This is a genomic window from Pedobacter kyonggii (assembly GCF_004310665.1).
Taxonomy (GTDB): domain Bacteria; phylum Bacteroidota; class Bacteroidia; order Sphingobacteriales; family Sphingobacteriaceae; genus Pedobacter; species Pedobacter kyonggii.
The window spans coordinates 102,203-122,396 of the sequence record NZ_SIXF01000004.1 but is presented as its reverse complement, the minus strand read 5'-3'; the positions used below and the strand labels follow the sequence as shown (position 1 = coordinate 122,396).

At 37.4% G+C, this 20,194-nt stretch carries 14 protein-coding genes; 10 read left to right on the top strand and 4 right to left on the bottom strand.

The features are described from left to right. Positions 1-463: 463 nt before the first annotated feature. A complete protein-coding gene (locus tag EYS08_RS06265; protein WP_165456389.1) occupies positions 464-1,303 on the bottom strand; it encodes an energy transducer TonB in 840 nt (279 codons plus the stop codon). A 202-nt stretch (positions 1,304-1,505) separates the two neighbouring features. Here EYS08_RS06265 and EYS08_RS06260 point away from each other — a divergent pair, with 202 nt between their 5' ends. The 3 genes from EYS08_RS06260 to EYS08_RS06250 all read left to right on the top strand — a co-directional run bounded on the left by EYS08_RS06260 (position 1,506) and on the right by EYS08_RS06250 (position 7,401). Then, complete coding sequence (locus EYS08_RS06260) at positions 1,506-3,680, top strand: glutamine synthetase III family protein (RefSeq protein ID WP_131029194.1); 2,175 nt, start codon at positions 1,506-1,508, stop codon at positions 3,678-3,680. Between the two features lie 849 nt (positions 3,681-4,529). After that, positions 4,530-5,537 carry an IS110 family RNA-guided transposase gene (locus EYS08_RS06255; RefSeq protein WP_131029193.1) on the top strand — a complete coding sequence of 336 codons (1,008 nt, stop codon included), beginning with the start codon at positions 4,530-4,532 and terminating at the stop codon, positions 5,535-5,537. A 682-nt stretch (positions 5,538-6,219) separates the two neighbouring features. Continuing rightward, positions 6,220-7,401, top strand: a complete 1,182-nt coding sequence (locus tag EYS08_RS06250) for an AIR synthase related protein (protein ID WP_131029191.1) — start codon at positions 6,220-6,222, stop codon at positions 7,399-7,401. 59 nt (positions 7,402-7,460) lie between these two features. Here the strand turns inward: EYS08_RS06250 and EYS08_RS06245 are convergent, their stop codons facing one another. The 3 genes from EYS08_RS06245 to EYS08_RS06235 form a co-directional block, all read right to left on the bottom strand. After that, positions 7,461-7,742: a hypothetical protein gene (locus EYS08_RS06245; protein WP_131029189.1), complete on the bottom strand. Its 282-nt coding sequence runs from the start codon at positions 7,740-7,742 to the stop codon at positions 7,461-7,463. A 198-nt stretch (positions 7,743-7,940) separates the two neighbouring features. Further along, positions 7,941-9,134 (bottom strand): M12 family metallopeptidase, encoded by a 1,194-nt coding sequence (locus tag EYS08_RS06240; RefSeq protein ID WP_131029187.1) that lies wholly within the window; start codon positions 9,132-9,134, stop codon positions 7,941-7,943. Positions 9,135-9,508: 374 nt separating this feature from the next. Continuing rightward, positions 9,509-12,892: a TonB-dependent receptor gene (locus EYS08_RS06235; RefSeq protein ID WP_131029185.1), complete on the bottom strand. Its 3,384-nt coding sequence runs from the start codon at positions 12,890-12,892 to the stop codon at positions 9,509-9,511. A gap of 718 nt (positions 12,893-13,610) precedes the next feature. Between EYS08_RS06235 and lpdA the strand changes: the two genes are divergently transcribed. From lpdA to EYS08_RS06200, 7 genes are all read left to right on the top strand, one after another. Further along, positions 13,611-14,999: a dihydrolipoyl dehydrogenase gene (gene lpdA / locus EYS08_RS06230; RefSeq protein WP_029275810.1), complete on the top strand. Its 1,389-nt coding sequence runs from the start codon at positions 13,611-13,613 to the stop codon at positions 14,997-14,999. A gap of 168 nt (positions 15,000-15,167) precedes the next feature. Continuing rightward, positions 15,168-16,007, top strand: a complete 840-nt coding sequence (locus EYS08_RS06225) for an MBL fold metallo-hydrolase (RefSeq protein WP_131029183.1) — start codon at positions 15,168-15,170, stop codon at positions 16,005-16,007. Next, positions 16,008-16,571 carry a GNAT family N-acetyltransferase gene (locus EYS08_RS06220; protein ID WP_131029182.1) on the top strand — a complete coding sequence of 188 codons (564 nt, stop codon included), beginning with the start codon at positions 16,008-16,010 and terminating at the stop codon, positions 16,569-16,571. It begins immediately after the preceding gene. 372 nt (positions 16,572-16,943) lie between these two features. After that, positions 16,944-17,303: a hypothetical protein gene (locus EYS08_RS06215; protein WP_029275814.1), complete on the top strand. Its 360-nt coding sequence runs from the start codon at positions 16,944-16,946 to the stop codon at positions 17,301-17,303. A gap of 222 nt (positions 17,304-17,525) precedes the next feature. Continuing rightward, on the top strand, positions 17,526-17,879 hold the full coding sequence (locus EYS08_RS06210; RefSeq protein ID WP_131029180.1) for an ISAon1 family transposase N-terminal region protein: 354 nt from the start codon (positions 17,526-17,528) through the stop codon (positions 17,877-17,879). Then, positions 17,872-18,855 (top strand): ISAon1 family transposase, encoded by a 984-nt coding sequence (locus tag EYS08_RS06205; protein ID WP_244215866.1) that lies wholly within the window; start codon positions 17,872-17,874, stop codon positions 18,853-18,855. Before EYS08_RS06210 ends, EYS08_RS06205 begins: the two co-directional genes overlap by 8 nt. A 575-nt stretch (positions 18,856-19,430) precedes the next feature. Continuing rightward, a complete protein-coding gene (locus EYS08_RS06200) occupies positions 19,431-19,958 on the top strand; it encodes a ferritin (protein ID WP_057934873.1) in 528 nt (175 codons plus the stop codon). The last annotated feature ends 236 nt before the right edge of the window (positions 19,959-20,194 follow it).

Sequence of the window (20,194 nt, the reverse complement as noted above, 5' to 3'; positions counted from 1 at the left end):
AATAAACCTTTAATAGCACTACCAGCCTTGCCACCTAAACCCGACCGAAGTGGAAAACCCACAGCCTGAGGTACGAGGGCGAGGATTTGAAACAAAGGGCGGGACTGTAATTACAAGAAGGTTCTGTTCTTGCTTTCCAAAAAAGCAACAATAAATATTTACCCATAGAAGCGGTTTTGTAGCTATATTTCTGCTCCGCTATTGATCAAAAATCGGGACATGATAACGGCCCACAAGTAAAAAAAACGGTCTAAGCTTTCGCCTAAACCGTTTCAATTTACCCAACCTCACATTTTTCTATAAGAGCATTAATAGAAAATTCATTTTATTATTAAAAAGAGAGATGTTATTCTGTCCAAAGGACTCCTATGGAGGGCGTTGCCGTCATGCTGAACTTGATTCAGCATCCATCATACAACTTAGAAAACACCCCCCATTATCCATTTTACATCATCCATCCCACCTACATCATCTGAAAATTAATCGCCATATTATACCTCACACGCACCGGAACACCTTTATTTTTACCTGGTTTCCATAGCGGCGATTTTTTAATCACTTTAATGGCTTCCTCATCACAACCAAAGCCGATTCCTTTAATTACTGATACATCAGTAATGGAACCATCTTTCTCTACCACAAAGCTTACATATACTTTTCCTGTAGCACCTTCATCTTGCGCTCTTGATGGATACCTTAAATTACGTTCCATATATTTAGACCAGGCTTTGGCACCACCGGTAAATTCAGGGTATTCATCAGCTCCTAAATAGATCTCTTTATCTTCACCTGTTCCTATACCTTCCTTGGCTGTTCCTGTGCCGTTACCATTGCCTTTAATATCTGGGATTACCAAATTAGGAGCTATAATTCCATCCTGAGTTTTATCACTAATCACTGCATTTTGAATTTCTTTAATTGTAGGCGGATCAGGAAGATCTACTTTATTTACAACAACAATGTTCTGCGATAAAGCAACGGTTTTAACCTTTACCGGATCAGCTTTTTTAGGTTCAATCTTTTTCTCTGGTTCAGGAGTTTTTGGTTTCATCTGGTGGATCACATCAGTTAAAACCACAACCTTTGGCGGAGCTTCTACTACGACCTCCTTCGGAAAAAGTTTTGCATAAATTAAAGGAGAGAAACACAAGAGGATAAATAAGCTTCCAGATACAAAAAGCACTCTTGTCATAATCGACGAAGATTTAGATCTTAAATCATAAGCGCCATAGTTTTTGTTGCGGTTTGCAAATACAAGATCGAGCCACTCGGTTTTGTATACGTTAATTGAGGAGTTGAACATAGCTTTTATTTTTAAAGCATGATGCAGCAAAATCCTCAATTCCATAAAACATTTAAAAAATCTATTTTCTTTACAAAAAATGAAATTTTTCATCTGAAAAACATTTTTTTATTTCATTTTCAATAAAATTGATAAAAATAATACGATTCTTTTACGAGAATTAATAAAATATACTATTTTTGACAAAAAACATAACAAATTAATGAAAAGCTTAAGAACCATCGCATTAAAAGAGGCTCAAAATAGAATTTCACCTGAAGTTAAATCTCCTTCGGCGAAAATTTCTGATTTTTACGGCTCGAATGTATTTGATAAGAAAAAAATGAGAGATTTCTTATCTAAGGACGTGTATGAAAAATTAATTTCATCTATCAACCAAGGTGAATTAATCAATTCTGACGATGCTAACCAAATTGCTACAGCTATGAAAGCTTGGGCAATGAGCGCTGGCGCAACGCACTACACGCACTGGTTCCAGCCATTAACTGGCACAACTGCTGAAAAACATGATTCATTTTTTGAGCCAAGTGGCGATGGTGCTATCGAGAAATTTGCAGGTAGCGCTTTAGTTCAGCAAGAGCCAGATGCTTCTAGTTTCCCTAACGGTGGTATCCGTAATACTTTCGAAGCTCGTGGTTATACTGCTTGGGATCCTTCTTCTCCGGCTTTCATCATGGAAAGCAAAGCAGGTAAAACACTATGTATCCCTACAGTATTCGTATCATATACCGGTGAAGCCTTGGATTATAAAGCACCTTTATTAAAAGCATTAGCCGCGCTTGATAAAGCTGCTGTTGATGTTTGCCAATATTTCGATAAAAGCATTACTAAAGTAAATGCTTCTTTAGGTATCGAACAAGAATATTTCCTGGTTGATGAGTCATTATTCAATGCTCGTCCCGATTTATTATTAACAGGCCGTGCTTTATTCGGGCACATGTCTGCTAAAGGCCAACAATTAGAAGATCATTATTTCGGTTCTATCCCTGAGCGCGTATTCAGCTACATGGTAGATTTCGAAAATGAAGCCTTAAAATTAGGTATTCCTTTAAAAACACGTCACAATGAGGTTGCACCTTCTCAATTTGAGTGTGCACCGATTTATGAAGAAATCAACTTAGCTATCGATCACAATCAATTATTGATGGATTTGATGGAAAAAGTTGCCCGTCGTCACCATTTCCGTGTATTGTTACACGAAAAACCATACGCAGGTATCAACGGATCAGGTAAACACAACAACTGGTCGTTAATTACCGATACCGGTAAAAACTTATTGGCACCAGGTAAAACACCTAAAAACAACTTAATGTTCCTTGCTTTCTTTGTAAACACAATTAAAGCTGTTAGCGAGCATGCCGATTTATTACGTGCAAGTATTGCGTCAGTAAGCAACGATCACCGTTTAGGTGCTAACGAAGCGCCACCTGCAATTATCTCTATCTTCTTAGGTTCTCAGTTGAACGATGTATTAGATGAGATTGAGCACTCACGTATCAGCAAAAAAATCAAAGAAGATAACGCACTTTGGTTAGGTATCCCTAAAATCCCTCAGATTTTATTAGACAATACCGATCGTAACCGTACTTCTCCTTTCGCATTTACAGGTAACAAATTTGAGCTTAGAGCTGTTGGATCTTCAGCAAACTCTTCTGCACCAATGACAATCCTGAACGCGATTATGGCTGAGCAATTGGTTAAATTTAAAGTTGAAGTTGATAAATTGATCAAAAAAGGTGATAAAAAAGACATCGCTTTATTAACAGTGATCAAAAAATACATCAAAGAATCTAAAGGTATCCGTTTCGAAGGCAATGGTTACAGCCAGGAGTGGGAAGATGAAGCTGCAACACGCGGTTTATCAAACATCAAAACTACACCAAAAGCTTTAGATGCTTATTTAACTGAAAAATCTGCTGAGTTATTTGCAACAACAGGTATTTATAGCGCACGTGAGATTCATGCCCGTCATGAAATCATGTTAGAAAACTTCTATAAAAAACTACAGATCGAAGCACGTGTAATGGGCGAAGTGGCTAATACTGCCATTATCCCTGCTGCAATTGCTTACCAAAACTCTTTAATCGAAAACGTACAGGGATTAAAAGCAATTGGTGTAGATAGCAAAGTTTCTATCGATATCGTTAAAAAATTATCAGAGCATTTAGAAATTGTTAAAACCAATATCGATGCCATGTTAGAAGAACGTAAATTAACCAACAAAATCGAAGATACCCGCGAGAAAGCGATTGCTTACGATGAGAAAGTTAAATCTTACTTTGATATCATCCGTTACCACGCTGATAAATTAGAGCAGATTGTTGACGATAGCGTTTGGCCTTTACCAAAATTCAGAGAATTATTATTCATGAAATAAGAAAGGCGTAAGCTAAAAGGTTTAAGGCGTAGGGTTTACTCTACGCCTTTTTTTATTTTATTATTGTCCGTTAGTCATCTTTTTATGGATAATTACAGATTAATTAAATTGATTAGCTATCCTACACAACGTCTTCCTGAACTTGTTTCAGGATCTATTCAAAGTGGGTCTGATAGCTTCTTGTTTTGGAAAGCAATTACAATGCTTATCGGTTAAAACAGCCCTGCTTTCCTTCCTGCTGTAAAGTTCTCTCCTTTTTTTAATTCATTGTTTACAGCATCCATTCAATCAGGTTTATTTAAGACAGGCCTGTGCAAGGAAAAAATAAGCCACAACGAACAGCCCTCAGTACCCTAAGCCCGATTGTACGGATGCCGTTTTATGAGTTAATATTTTCTCTATTCCACCGCTTTAAAACGGCAGGAGGAAAAGCGGGGCTGCAGGCCGCCATGGAAACCCAACCTTAACTTCCAAAACCTCTTATATTATTTTCACCATAAACCTTTAATCTAACATTTTCATGGAAAGCAATTACAATGCTCATCGGTTAATCCAGCCCTGCTTTCCTTTCTGCTGTAAAGTTTTCTCCATTTTTTTAAATCCATCGTTTACAGCATCCATCCAATCCCTTAGGTTTGAATATTCTTAGAAATATTTGAGATTTGAATAAAAACCTTAACGGCAGTGCTGCACTTAGGCTCGATCTAGGTTAAAGACCTACAACCTGTATCAGAGCACTGCCGTTTGTTGAACAAGAACCATATAGAATTTTAGTCTTCGCCGGACTGTTAAGGGATTTAGTTTTATTCAACATCAAGGTTAATTTGTTCCACTTAACAAAGCAAAGTTATGAATTACAGATTATTTGCAGGCATCGATGTTTCAAAGTTGAAAATAGATGTTGTGTTTTTTCTTGCTGAAAACCCTGACAATGAGTTTCATGAGCTGTTTGAGAATACAGATGAAGGTTGTTCCAAGATGATTGCCTGGATAAATAGCTTAACTGGTCTTTTGATTTCGGATATGCTTTTTTGCGCTGAGGATACCGGGCTTTATACACTTCCCATCTGCACATTTTTTGATGATCATGGCGGAAACCTATGGGTAGAGAATGCATTAAGACTCAAACGGTCGCTTGGATTAAAACGGGGCAAGTCAGACAAAGCGGATGCTGCAGAGATAGCTAACTATGGCTTTCTCCATAGACGGAAAGCAGTTATTTTCAAGCTTCCTGGTAAAACCATAAGCAAGCTGAAACATCTTCTGAGCTGCAGGAAGCAGCTTGTGAAGCAGCAGACGGCACTGAAAAACACCTGTGGCGAGCTAGAAATATTCGATAAGGAATCAGCAGGTTTTACCCTGGAGATCCGGGAATCACTTATCAAGGAGTATGATAAGAAGATCGATATGGTAGAGGCCAAGCTTTTGGCTTATGTAAAAGAGGATGATATACTTGAAAAACAATATTATCTTGTAAAATCAGTCCACGGCATCGGATCGCAGACAGCCATGTTTATAGTCGTACTCACGCAGGGATTCACTATGTTTGATGACTATCGAAAGTTTGCCTGTTATTGTGGACTGGCTCCATTTGGAAACACTTCGGGGACCACCCTGAAAGGAAAACCAAAAGTAAGCCACCTGGCTAATAAGAGAATAAAAACACTGCTTACCATGTGTGCGCTGAACACAATCAAAAAAGATAATGAGTTCAAACGATACTATGACCGAAAAATAAAAGAGGGAAAGCATCATTCAGCTGTGCTGAACGTGCTTAGGAACAAACTTGTCAGCAGAGCATTTGCAGCCGTTTTGAAAGATAGGCCATATGAAAAAGATTATCATATCGCTGCTTAAAATATTTTACAATTTATTTGCAAAAACCATAGAATACAGGTTTATTTAAGACAGGCCTGTGCAGGGAGAAAACCCGCCACAACGAACAACCCTCAGTACCCTAAGCCCGATTGCACGATCCCGACGTAAAGTCGGGAGAGGAAAAGCGGGACTGCAGGCCGCCATGGAAACCCAACCTTAACTTCCAAAAAAAATAAAAACTCAACTTTGCTATAACAAGCCTTTGTACACGATGCGTATTATTGATCAAAAATTATAGTTTTGGAAAGCAATTACAATGCTCATCGGTTAATCCAGCCCTGCTTTCCTTCCTGCTGTAAAGTTTTCTCCATTTTTTTAAATCCATCGTTTACAGCATCCATCCAATCAGGTTTATTTAAGACAGGCCTGTGCAGGGAGAAAACCCGCCACAACGAACAGCCCTCAGTACCCTAAGCCCGATTGCACGATCCCGACGTAAAGTCGGGAGAGGAAAAGCGGGACTACAAGCCGCCATGAAAAACTAACCTTCACTTCCAAAAAAACGAAACCCTACCCTTTACAACCAACCTCTGTGCTCTTTGTGCCTTCGTGGTAAACAAACTCAGGTACCTGGTGGTAAAAAAACCTTGCCATTTAGCCATAAAAAACCTTAAGTATTTAGCTTTAGTCTTTCCCCTTAAAACCTTATCTTTGCGCCAACATGAGTGATAACAGGTACAATCAACGCGGCGTTTCCGCCTCAAAAGAAGATGTGCACAATGCCATCAAAAACATCGACAAAGGAATTTTCCCAAAAGCATTCTGCAAAATTATCCCCGATATTTTAGGTGGTGATGAGGAATACTGTAATATCATGCATGCAGATGGCGCAGGTACCAAATCTTCTTTAGCTTACGTATACTGGAAACAAACCGGAGATATCTCCGTTTGGAAAGGTATTGCACAAGATGCCATTATCATGAATATCGACGATTTAATCTGCGTTGGTGCTACCGACAACATTTTATTATCCTCAACCATTGGAAGGAATAAAAACCTAATCCCGGGCGAAGTGATTGCTGCTGTAATTAACGGTACAGAAGAAATTTTGGCCGATCTACGCGAACAGGGCATCTCGATTTATTCTACCGGTGGCGAAACTGCCGATGTTGGCGATCTGGTAAGAACGATTATCGTCGATTCTACTGTAACCTGCAGGTTAAAGCGCGAAGACATCATCAGCAACGATAACATTAAACCAGGCGACGTAATTGTGGCACTCGCCTCTTCCGGACAAGCGACTTATGAAACAGAATACAATGGCGGTATGGGATCAAACGGATTAACCTCTGCCCGTCACGATGTTTTCGATAAAACAGTAGCCCATAATTACCCTGAAAGTTTCGACCCTGCTGTTCCATTCGATCTGGTTTTCTCTGGAAAGAAACAATTAACAGAAGAAATAGATATTGAAGGATTCGGCAAAACTACGATGGGTAAATTGGTATTATCGCCAACCCGCACTTATGCCCCAGTAATCAAAAAGATTTTAGAAAGCCATCGCAGTCAGATTAATGGTATTGTACATTGCAGTGGTGGTGCACAAACCAAGGTATTACATTTCATCAATGATGATATCCACGTCATCAAGAATAACTTATTCCCTATCCCAACTTTATTTAAATTGATACAAGAGCAATCGGGTACCGATTGGAAAGAAATGTACAAAGTATTTAACATGGGGCACCGCATGGAGCTTTATGTTCCTCAGGAGATTGCCGAAAGCATTATCGAAATTTCTAAAAGCTTTAATATCGATGCGCAGATTATCGGTCGCGTAGAAAAAGGCGATCAGAAACAGGTGACTATCGAAAGCGAAAAAGGAACGTTTGTTTATAACTAAGAATTAAGATACAATTTAAAAAGGCTGCTGAAAATTAAATTTCAGCAGCCTTTTATTTATTACTCACGCGCTACAAATTTATAGAAGGTACTCTCCTCTCCATCTGCTTTTTTATCCTGATGCAAAAAATCGAGTTTATTGTCATCAAAGGTCTTAAAAAAAGTATCCCAATCCGTTTCCTTTAAATCTGAGGAACTGTCGCTATGCTTTGGAAAATGAATTCTTAAAATACCACCACCTTTGCTTTTTGCTGTATCTGCAACTATTGCCGGTACACCGCCATGTTCCTCTGCCCAGGCTTTTATTGTAGCATGATCATGGGTCTGTTTCGAAGTGCTCATTGTTTTAAATATTAGTTTTAAATAAATAGACTAATATTAAAATTATTTTTTGGTAGAAATGGTTTTAGTTTATTGCAAAAAAAGACGATCAAATGATCGGGGATTTTCATTAAATAACGACCAATTGATATTTTACCAAAGGATCACTTTAAACCAATTTGAGCTACCCATATATTAATTTGTAATCAAAGTTTGGAATTAATACTTGTACCCTATTCCTGATGAAAGTGTAAAAGATGATGAATTATAATATCTATAATTACCATATTCCGAACTATATTCAGTCAGAGCTGTTCCTAAATATACTGAGTGACTTCCAATGGGTGCTATAATTTCACTAGGATATCCCCCATTGCCTTCAAGACTACCAAAACTATTAATATATCTTATTCTAACGGGATTAACTAAATCGATTGGGGTATTAAAACTTGCATCGTTATAAAATTCTAAAGAGATAAAGTATTCAAATCTTGCGTCTTCATTTGTAATACTACTATTATAATATGAGCCATCTTCGTTATAGACAGATACAAGTTTGACATAAATTGGTCTATACAAATAATTCACCCCATCAATATCGCCTTGTGAAAGAAAAAAGTGATCATTCCAGGTAGAGCCATCTTTTCGGGTCATTTGGGGTGAAGTATTTCCGTTTACGCTAGCCACAGAGGCATAAGAGCGATATAACATGATAGAATTAAAATCAAAAGTTCCTATTTGAAATCCAGATCTACCCTGCACATTATAAGTAGCATATTGATAAGTCCAATCAGAATTGATGTTTGAAAAATCTATATTAATAAATTGATCCCGATCAGCTCTGGTCTGCTCGTGCATTAAACCAACTGCATGTCCTATCTCATGAACTATAGTGGTAAAACTAGCATTGTCCTCTAATTTAATCTCCTGTCTACCTCCAATCATACCTAATTGAGATGAGCCAGATCCCTGGGCTGGTGCGCCAGTAAAATCAACGTAATTAGCTTGGTTTGTACGTTGAACAAAACGAATTGGTGTGTTAGACTCCCACTCATTTATTGCTAATCCTATATTAGTACTATTTATGGTATTACTGATACTATAATAAATAATCCCACTTGGCCATAACTTTTGATACTCAGCCGTAAAAGTACTTCTAGGTGTCGTTTCTTTGCCATCACCAACTTTATTGTATTCTAAATAAGCAATCTGGTCTTTTGATAAAATAACATCACCCCCAACAACATATTCTCCTTTTTTGTTAATTGCTACAGTTACTTCTCCACCGTTTTTTAAGTGATAGGTAATGGTTTTTCCAGGAGCTTCTAATTGCTTCCCCTTAATTGATGCTTCTTTTTTACACGCACTCACAAAAATAAGGAGCGCAGCAAAAATGTAATAGATTTTTTTCATGTTAAGATGTTTTTAGCGTTTAAATCAATATTTATTATTAGCGTAAACAGTTACCATTAACAATAAAAGCACGGGTTTGGGATCGATTTAAATTAGAAATTAGGCAGGGAATCGTTTATATAAGACGAAACGTTAATATTCTAATAAAGGAAGAGGGTTGTTTTCCAAAGAGAGCGTGCATTTTTCATAATAGTTTTTTGTTTTCCATTATAAAAGTACACATCAACTATTAATCAATTATTATTTTTACATGAAGTAGCGGTTTTATTACATGAACTACCACTTAAAACATACAAAGTGGTTTATTTAAAAACGTTGTTAAAAACAAAAGCCCCGATCAAATGATCAGGGCTTAACAATAAATTTATTAAGTATTAGTTAAAGTTATAACGAACTCCAAACTGCATGTAATAAGTAGACAATATAGTTTGGGTTGTACCAAAAGTTTCCTTAACAATATCACCCGATGAATTCGCCAATCTAAAAGTTGGTTTAGTTCCGGCAGCAATAGATGAAATATTTTGAGGAACAAGAATTGCAGCATTATTTACGAAGTTTTGATTACCCCATTTACGGTTCAACAAGTTACCAACATTAAAAATATCAACTGTAAATTGGAAAGAGTTTTTGGTTTTTCCAAAATCCTTGAAAACCTCTTGTGTTAATCTAAAGTCGAATTGGTTTCTCCAAGGAGAAGCCCCACCATTACGCTTTGCATACTCGCCTCTATGTTTGCTTAAGTACTTGTCTTGACTGATATAAGACTCAAATAAATCAGCTTGCTCTTGCGCACTATATGCCCTAGCATAGCCATTCGTATTTGCAGGTATGGCTGAGAAGTCAGTTGCAGTAAACTCACCTTGTTTAGGAATATAAATTAGGTCATTTCCAGATACACCATCACGATTGTAATCACCGTTATATGTATAAGAGAATCTTCCTTGTTGAGTACCTTCGTAGAATAACGAAAATGATGTTGCTAAATTACCAAAGTACGCTTTTCTATATGAAATATTAGCCACAATACGATCAGGATTCAAGTTGCTTGAATAACTTAAAGTAGGGGTATTGGGATTACCGGAAGTTTGAGGTAATGACCACAAATTAGCTAGCTGGTCACCACTTTGATCTCCATAATTGCGTTGATCTGAACGGGTGTAAGCAATCATTGCCGATAAACCACTTCTAAACTGCTTAGTTAATTGAGCTGTTACCATCCAGTTATAACCACCTTTAACATTGGTCATCTGAATTGCATTGAACCCTGTAATTGTCCCATTGGCTCCACCACTTGGGGTTCCTTGAGTAACAGGTAAACCAGATGCATTGATAGGGTTATAATATTTATCAGTATTTGCTGCTGGATAGAATAATCTAGTATCTCCGTAACCAGTAATTTGGATACCTGGATTAACCAAATTTAAGTTTTTAGCAAAAGCTACGTTAAGATCACGACCATAAATTCCTTCCAAAGTTCCAACAACACCCCAAGGTAACTTAACATCAAATGCTAAACTTGATTTCCATGTTTGCGGAAATTTAAGATCTGGAGCCATCACACTAATACCAGAAGAAGGGATTGAACTTCCCGCAGGAGGAGCTGTTGTAGTTAATTGAGGCGCAATACTTTGATTAAATAATGGAGCCGCGTTACCTACATAGCTTTGAGTATATTGCAATAACCCAGCATCACCCGATTGAGATACAATCCATACAAATGGAATTCGACCTGTAAAAATACCAGTACCACCACGTACCTGGAATGAACGGTCACCCATTACATCCCAGTTAAAACCGAAGCGAGGAGAGAAAGAAATTTTGTTTTCAGGTAAAACTCCTGTATCGACTTTTTGACCAGCGAAATTCAATCCAGCTACCAATGGGTGCGTTTTGATTTCTGTCACATCAGGATAGCTAGCTCTCTCCACTCTTAAACCTGCCGTTAATTTTAAACGGTCTGTTACAGTGAATTCATCCTGAATGTAAGCAGAATATTGTGCGAATTTAAAGCTTGGATAAGCTTGAGAACCATCGGCAGTTAAAGGGTAAGTAACAGTGTATTGAGCTGGTCTCTGATTTGTAATGAAATCATTCCAAGATCTGAAAGTATAAAAACCAGTTCCAAAACGTTGGAAACCATTTTTCGTTGTACTATATTCAGCCTGAACTCCCAATGTTAAATTATGTTTACCTAAAGCTAAACTCAAATCATCGCTATAAGTATATGAAGTTACATCTCTTAAATTGCCGTAAGAAAACGGCTCATAACCAAAAGAGGTTAAAACATTACCCAAATTTGCACTTGTTCCTGTACCATCTAAGATGTCAACCAATGGAAATGGAGAACTATCTGTGGTACGAGGGTCATTTTGGTGAGAATATGTAGCTCTTAGAACGTTGGTTACTTTACTACCAAAATTAGAGTTCAACTCAGCAACACCAGAATATAGGTTAGCTGCCTGAAAATAATTAGAATTTGCAAAAGGTAAACCAGCATTTCTAACTGTACCTGACCTTGCGTTTAGATAAGAATAACCAGTAACGGTACCAATTGGCGAACCACCTGTAGAGGTACTAGCAGAAGCAGGAGTTTTACTTTCTACTTGGTTGTAACGTACACTAAAACGGTGGTTTTTAGTAATATTCCAATCTAAGCGCGCAAACATTTTTTCATTGTCGCTTATATTTGAATAACCTTGATATGGACCGGTTACATAGTTATACCTTGTCAAAAGGTAAGAACTAACTTGGTTTAAAAAGCCTTCCGTAGCCTGTACAGTGTTTGGATTAGCAGGACTATACGGAGTAGCTGCAGTTGCTGCAACACGTTGGGTACCTGGCTGAATAGTATGTTTCTTTTCATAATTTACGAAAAAGAACAATTTATCCTTTACAATTGGCCCACCTAAACTAAAACCATAATTTTTCTCGTCAAGTCTTTGTAAAGTAGGGATCCTGTATGTTTCGCCTATCCTTTTCCCCTGTTGCTCTTCGCCACGCATCGTATAAAAGGCATTACCCGAAAAATTATTAGTACCAGACCGCGTTACTGCCGTAACCGAACCGCCGGTAAAACCTGTTTGACGAGCGTCGTAAGGCGTTACATTGATCGAAATCTGCTCTAACGCATCAATTGAAATTGGAGAACCACCAGCAGGAATGTTCTGACCAATACCAAATTGGTTATTAAAATTAGCACCATCAACAGTAAAGTTGTTTGAACGGTAGTTACCACCACCAATTGACGTACCGTTAGCTTGTGGCGTTAAACGGGTTAAATCGTTAACACTACGAGTAATCGTTGGAAGAGATTGGATTTGATCTTTATTAATTACGGTTGAGGTTCCATTTTTATTAGAATTCAATATGCTACTTGTGCTTTGCCCCACAACTTTCACTTCTGCAAGGGTTGCACTATTATCAACCAATGTCAAATTCAAAACATAAGGTTCACCTAATTTTAAATAAACTTCAGTTTGTTTCTCTGGTCTGTAACCAACAAAACTAACTTCAATGGTATAAGGACCACCAACCCGCATACCACCAATGGTAAAACGGCCATCGTTATTTGTAGATACGGAATAAACAGTCCCAGTTGGTGTATGTGTTGCTTTAACACTCGCACCAGGTAAGGCGCCTTTGGCATCCTTAATCGTTCCTGTCATTGATGATGTGGTTACCTGTGCATTTGCACCAATGGTAAAACCTACAAACGCAACAATAACCAGTACTAATCTTAAAAGTAAAGATTTCTTCATACTTTGTTTTTTAAATGTTTTTTGTTGTTGAATAATAACTATTAGGGATATTAATGCTGCAAATGTACCCAATAAAATTTAACACATTTTAACATCCAATGTTAAATAATCATTAAGTCAGGCAAAACTTTTCAACATTTAACACATATTGCATGGATTATAACTTTCAGTTTATCAATACTTTGATAAAAAAGCTAAATTTTTAATAACGAAACAATCAGTTGATTATAATTTAAGCATAAAACTTATGTTAACATTGGTATTTTTCAAATAATACATACTAACAACAATTTTTAAGCCTTAAACATCTTGATTATTTAACTTTTTGTTAATTAACCAATATATTATTCTGCAAATCAACCAGATTATAATTAATATTCTGATGCAGAATTGCTACAACAATATTCAATCATTGTAAATTTTAACAGCTATCTCAATATTGGCTTAGCCAATTGACATTTTTTTTTTAGTTTTGAGCGCTTGTTAAAGGAATATGGTCTTTTAACTTTTTGTAATGTGAAAATAGGAAACTATAGCCACGAGATTAATCTGCTCAAAGCAGAGACTCCTTTACCCGAAGATTACAGTAATACAGAACAATTAAAAACAAATCTCTTTAAAATTAGATATGAACCGTCCATAATTAAACATCTATAAAATGATGATCTAATTATGGTAAGCTCCATCTGACAGATAAATAACAAATTAAAAAAAACAGATGAATTACGACGTTATTGTGTTAGGCAGCGGCCCAGGTGGTTACGTAGCTGCAATCAGAGCTTCTCAATTGGGACTAAAAGTTGCAATTGTTGAGCGTGAATCATTAGGTGGTATTTGTTTAAACTGGGGCTGTATCCCTACTAAAGCACTTTTAAAAAGCGCTCAGGTTTTCGAATATATTAATCATGCTGCTGATTACGGAATTACTACTGCCGGAGCAACTGCAGATTTTGCTGCTGTGGTAAAACGCAGCCGTGGTGTGGCTGATGGCATGAGTAAAGGCGTTCAATTTTTAATGAAGAAAAATAAAATTGACGTAATTATGGGTACTGGTAAAGTAAAACCAGGAAACAAATTAGAAGTTAAAGGTGCAGATGGTTCTCAACAAGAACTAAGTGCTAAAAATATCATCATTGCTACAGGCGCACGTTCAAGAGAATTACCTAACCTGAAACAAGATGGCAAAAAAATTATCGGCTACCGCCAGGCAATGGTACTTCCTGAATTACCAAAAAGCATGGTAGTGGTAGGTTCTGGTGCTATCGGTGTAGAGTTTGCTTATTTCTACGCTACCATGGGTACAAAAGTAACCATCGTAGAATTTATGGATAACGTGGTTCCTGTAGAAGATGAAGACGTTTCTAAACAATTGTTACGCAGCCTGAAAAAAGTAGGTATCGACGTAATGACATCAGCAAGTGTAGAGTCTGTTGATACAAGCGGTGCAGGCTGTAAAGTTTCTGTTAAAACAGCTTCGGGCATGCAGACCATCGAAGCAGACATCGTGCTTTCAGCTGCTGGTATCGTAGCAAACATCGAAAACATAGGTTTAGAAGAAACCGGTATCAAAACGGAGAAAGGTAAAATCGTTACCGACGAATTCTACAATACTTCAGTTAAAGGTTATTATGCAATTGGCGATGTAGTAGGTGGACAGGCACTTGCACACGTTGCTTCAGCAGAAGGTATTATCTGTGTAGAAAAAATTGCTGGTCAGCATGCAGAGCCATTAGATTACAACAACATCCCTGGATGTACCTATTGCACACCAGAAATTGCTTCAGTAGGTTATACTGAAAAAGCAGCAAAAGCAGCAGGTTACGAATTGAAAATCGGCAAATTCCCATTCTCTGCATCAGGTAAAGCAAGTGCTGCCGGCGCTAAAGATGGTTTCGTAAAATTAATTTTCGACGCTAAATACGGAGAATTATTAGGCGCACACATGATCGGTGCCAACGTTACCGAAATGATTGCCGAAATCGTAGTGGCACGTAAATTAGAAACTACTGGTCACGAAATGATTAAATCTGTTCACCCTCACCCTACCATGAGCGAAGCCATTATGGAAGCTGCAGCTGATGCATACGGAGAAGTGATACACTTATAAGGTAGAAGGTTTAAAGGTGGAAGGCATAAGGTGCCACATCGATAAGTAAAACCAATATCATTTACAAAAACCCTTTAGTTAAAGCTGAAGGGTTTTTGTATTTTTAGCCAATTCCAGTCTTGATACTCGATACTAATTACTCGATACTAATTACTTGATACTACAAAAATGAAACTCCACACCATAAACACAGGCTTATTTAAATTAGATGGTGGCGCTATGTTCGGCGTTGTACCCAAGGCCATCTGGCAAAAAACCAACCCTGCTGATGCGAATAATCTTTGCACCTGGGCCATGCGCTGCCTTTTAATTGAAGAGGGTAATCAATTGATTTTAGTGGATACCGGGATTGGAAATAAACAGGATGAAAAGTTTTTCAGTCATTATTATTTGCATGGGGATGATTCGATGGAAAAATCGCTGGCGCATTTGGGTTTTAGTACAGCCGATATTACTGATGTTTTCCTTACACACCTGCACTTCGATCATGTTGGTGGGGCGATAGTAAGAGAAAACGAGAAACTGATACCAGCCTTTAAAAATGCACATTATTGGAGTAATGAAAAACATTGGCAATGGGCGATAGAACCAAATGCAAGGGAAAAAGCCTCTTTCTTAAAAGAAAATATCATGCCGATCCAGGAAAGCGGGCAGCTTAAATTTGTGGAGGAAAAAGAAAATATCGAATGGCAGAAAAATATCAATATCAGTTTTGCCTATGGTCACACCGATGCCATGATGTTGCCCAAAATTAATTACAAGGGGAAAACCATCGTGTATATGGCCGATCTTTTACCTTCAGTAGGCCACCTCCCCCTACCCTATGTAATGGCCTACGATATGTTCCCATTAAAAACATTGACCGAGAAACAGGCATTTTTAGAAGAAGCGGTAAACAACAACTATATATTATACCTCGAGCATGATCCAGTTAATGAATGCTGCACTTTACAAAGAACAGAAAAAGGAATCCGCGTAGCAGATACCTTTAACCTAAGTGATATTTAAATGATCAGACCAGCCAAACCTGCAGATGCAGAAGAAGTGGTACCGTTGATTATCCAGGCGATGGGCAAGCTGGCTAAGAAATTAACCAATGTTGAAGATGATGAAATCATTAATCGGATCTTTAAACATTTTTTCCAACAAAAGAACAACCAATACAGTTACGAAAACACCTTGGTTTTTGAAGATGAGGGCAAAATTCTAGGATCTTTAAATGCCTATGATGGCGGAAAACTCTTAAAGCTTCGCCAGCCATTTTTAGCGTACCTGGCTGAGCATTACCAGGCCAATAACAACAATCCAGGCACCGAAACCCAAAGCGGGGAATTTTACCTCGATACCATTAGTGTTAATCCGAATACTCAGGGGAAGGGAATAGGAAAACAGCTCATTAAAGCAGGAATTGATTGGGCTAAACAACTTGGCCACCACAACATCGGCTTATTGGTAGAACAAAACAATGACCGGGCATTAAAACTTTACCAGAATATGGGCTTTGTTATTCAAAATGAAAAACAATTTATGGACGGTTTGTATCACCACATGGTTTTTAAGATCAATTGTTAGCGAATAGCTTATACATGAATAACCTATATAAATCGGCTTGATGTTCTGCCTAATGACGCCTTATATTTCCTTACATTGCTTATATGGTTCATTATACTTTCTGACAACTAAGTTATGTACCCGATTCAGCTGTTTACCATTTAAGGAATATAAGATCATTGTAGCTCATTTCTTTTAAACGGGCCATTTATAAATTACTACGTTCTAACAATTAAACCACTTTTTTTTCTTCTACCAATAGCAAACTAATGCATATAATGTTTTTATAGCTCTTTTATTTTGGATCCACCAAACGCTCTACAACAAACCCTTTTCAAATTTATTTTCGTTTTTATTTGTATTTAATCTAAATAATGCCAATTTTTGTAACCGATGGAAAAAGCGTGTATCGATATTAATGAACTGGTTAACGTATTCTCAAATACCCATGGTTCTATTTATCAATCAGATAAATTAAACTGCTTTTATGTAGATTTTGGCGGTAAGTTTGCACGCTTTAATTGCCTGTCGCTTCAAAAATTAAAAAAGGTTGTAGAAGATATTGATATTGAAGCACTCCTTTTAAACACCCACAAAGCCGATTTCGAACTGGTTACCTTTAATGGTTGCGAGCACATCTATTTATTAAGTGCCTTAGAAATTATCGCTTTAAAAGATTTGTTGCAAGGCACTTTTACCATGTTCAAACTAAATCACCTCATCAGCGACTGTCTTTATAGATTAGTTTATTAGTTTATTGGCCATTAGTTTATTGGTAAGCTCAGATTGGTTAATCGGTTAATTGTGTTCAAATCGCCTAAAGGATTGTAATTTGATAATACATGGTTTATGTCCACAATTGCACATAAACATCGCTCAAACCTTAATTTTCTTAACTTCTTAGGATCAAGCGGAAAAGTTGGGGGGAATCGAATAATTTGTTTCTTTTGTAGTTTATAACAATTGCAAATTCCCTTGAACCAAGCCGAACAAGCCCTTATCAGTTTTTTATTACCAGAAGGCATTCTGGATTATTTCGAAATACTCAAAGTCGAAAAAGAGTCAAAAGAGCTTCAGATCTATCTGGAAGAGAAGAATATAGCTCCCTCTGGCTACCAGATAACTGAGCTCGAATCAAAGGGCTTTCTTCCGGAAGTTGCCATCCAGGATTTCCCTATCCGTGGACAAAAAGTTGCCTTACGTATCAGGAGACGTAGATGGACCGTAAAAAAGACTGGCAATATCATCAGTAGAGATTGGGATTTAGTAAGAAAAGGGGCTCGGATGACTACGGAATTCGGTCTTTTTTTAAAAGGAATATTTGGATAACCATCCCATTAGCTGCTATCATTTAGGGCATTATTTCCAAATAGACGGCAAACAGCTCCAGGAGCAATATAAAGAGCATATCAGTGACTATAGTAGTTGGGATCAGAAAGCGCATGCGAATGATTGGATGCTTTTTGTAAAGAATGTGAGCCCCAGGCTCAGTATTGATGAAACAGCTTTATCCAATGGAGAGCTTTATACTATTGTAACCAATAAGGAAGCCAAAGGTAGAAAGGGTGCTATTGTAGCGATGATCAAGGGTACGGTGGCCGAAAACATTATATCTGTACTGAAAAAGATTCCCGAAAGACTGAGAAAACGGGTACGGGAAGTAACCATGGATATGGCTGCCAACATGCAATTGGCCATAAAACGGTGTTTTGTAAACGCGCATCGGGTAATTGATCGTTTCCATGTTCAGAAATTGGCTTATGATGCGGTTCAGGAAGTTAGGATAAAGTATCGTTGGGAGGCTATCGATGCAGAAAATGAGGATATTGCAACGGCAAAAAAGAACAAAACTGCTTACCATCCTGAAGTGTTGGCTAATGGAGATACATTAAAGCAATTGCTGGCGCGGAGCAGGTATCTTCTGTTTAAGCATCCCTCGAAATGGACACGGAATCAAGAACTTAGGGCAGAGCTACTTTTCCAAAGGTATCCCAAATTAAAGAATGCATATAATATTGCCCAAAAATTGGGAGATATATTCAGGGGGTGCAAAAGTAAGGAACAGGCCTTTAAAAGATTGGCAATCTGGTATAATCAGGTAGAAGCATGCGGAATTGATTCCTTTAGGACTGTTGCCAGATCAATTCAATCGCATTACCTGTATATCCTTAACTTCTTTATTAACAGGGCTACAAATGCCGCTGCAGAATCTTTCAATGCCAAGATCAAAGCCTTTAGAGCAACATCGAGAGGTGTAAGGGATATTAAGTTTTTCTTATTCAGATTATCGAAAATATATGCCTAGAGTTTAACTCCCCCAACTTTTCCGCTTGATCCACTTCTTAATGGTCAGAATAATTGGTTAACCGTAGAAATTGGTAGGCTATTCCATTCGGTGCGTCATACTGAACTTGTTTCAGTATCTATCATGCCGGGAAGATCCTGAGATAATCTACCGTTGACAGATTCTTATAGAAGAATCGTCATTGCGAGGAGGAATGACGATAATCTGAGGAGATTTATTTCCTTGAAATTCACTGATAGCTGAAAACTCTCAACTCCTATCGCTATTGATACATTAGTTATTCAATATCTTCATTTGCAATTTTTCTATTTCGCTATTCGTCATTGTTTCATTGTTTATTAATTATTGGCAATGAACCTCCCATTATCCTTCTGATCCTCAAGTACTATCCGTTTCGCGTTATTTATACATTTCCCATCATCCATCTTAAATCCTCCACTCTTCTTCCCAGCTTATTTAAACTGATTACAAATAACTAATTATCAGCAATTTAGACTAATTTCATATAGCAAATAAATCACACAATATGGTTAATTTGATGTTACCTTTGTATCATTAGTTAAGCAAAGAAAATTATGAAAGACTTAATGCGCATTAAATGTTTAATATCACAGGATATCGAAACATTATTAAATCAGCAGATCAAAAAAGAAGCTCACTCTTCATCACTATATTTATCAATGTCATCTTGGTGTGACCAAAATGGATTCGATTTTTCAGCAGATTATTTCTTAAAGCAATCTGAAGAAGAAAGAGTACACCAATTAAAATTGTTCAAATATGTTTTGGATATGGGCGGAAACGCAATATCCCCAGAAGTTTCTGGCATCAAAACTGAATTTGCAGGATTTAGAGAAGTTTTCGAAGATGCTTTAGAAGCAGAAATCGCCATTACCCAAAGTTTTAAAAACCTAGCCTCTAAATGCCATAAAGAGCAGGATTTTGTAACTATGGAATTCTTGAACTGGTTCTTGAAAGAGCAACGCGAAGAAGAATACAAAGCACGCAGGGCATTAGAATTATTCGAAGTAATTGGCGAAGAGGGAACAGGAAGATGGGAAATTGATAAACATGTGAACAAAATCACCTATTCAGAAGAATAACAACAACAAAACATATATTAAAAAGCTATCCCGATTAAAATCAGGATAGCTTTTTTTTATGCACTTAGAATTTCTATGAGGGATCGTCATTGCGAGGAGGAACGACGAAACAATCTTACGATCGCTACAATCCATAGTTGTAAGATTGCTTCGTCGGCTGAAAAAGCCTTCTCGCAATGACGACTTTTCTTTAAGAACGCTGCATTTTACTACGCTTCATCCGATTGCTATCGGAT

Bases quoted from the DNA above. Each gene is read 5' to 3' on its own strand.
- EYS08_RS06235 (WP_131029185.1), bottom strand. From the start codon at position 12,892: ATGAAGAAATCTTTACTTTTAAGATTAGTACTGGTTATTGTTGCGTTT.
- EYS08_RS06265 (WP_165456389.1), bottom strand. From the start codon at position 1,303: ATGTTCAACTCCTCAATTAACGTATACAAAACCGAGTGGCTCGATCTT.
- EYS08_RS06255 (WP_131029193.1), top strand. From the start codon at position 4,530: ATGAATTACAGATTATTTGCAGGCATCGATGTTTCAAAGTTGAAAATA.
- EYS08_RS06250 (WP_131029191.1), top strand. From the start codon at position 6,220: ATGAGTGATAACAGGTACAATCAACGCGGCGTTTCCGCCTCAAAAGAA.
- EYS08_RS06260 (WP_131029194.1), top strand. From the start codon at position 1,506: ATGAAAAGCTTAAGAACCATCGCATTAAAAGAGGCTCAAAATAGAATT.
- EYS08_RS06225 (WP_131029183.1), top strand. From the start codon at position 15,168: ATGAAACTCCACACCATAAACACAGGCTTATTTAAATTAGATGGTGGC.
- EYS08_RS06240 (WP_131029187.1), bottom strand. From the start codon at position 9,134: ATGAAAAAAATCTATTACATTTTTGCTGCGCTCCTTATTTTTGTGAGT.
- EYS08_RS06200 (WP_057934873.1), top strand. From the start codon at position 19,431: ATGAAAGACTTAATGCGCATTAAATGTTTAATATCACAGGATATCGAA.
- EYS08_RS06245 (WP_131029189.1), bottom strand. From the start codon at position 7,742: ATGAGCACTTCGAAACAGACCCATGATCATGCTACAATAAAAGCCTGG.
- EYS08_RS06220 (WP_131029182.1), top strand. From the start codon at position 16,008: ATGATCAGACCAGCCAAACCTGCAGATGCAGAAGAAGTGGTACCGTTG.
- EYS08_RS06215 (WP_029275814.1), top strand. From the start codon at position 16,944: ATGGAAAAAGCGTGTATCGATATTAATGAACTGGTTAACGTATTCTCA.
- lpdA (WP_029275810.1), top strand. From the start codon at position 13,611: ATGAATTACGACGTTATTGTGTTAGGCAGCGGCCCAGGTGGTTACGTA.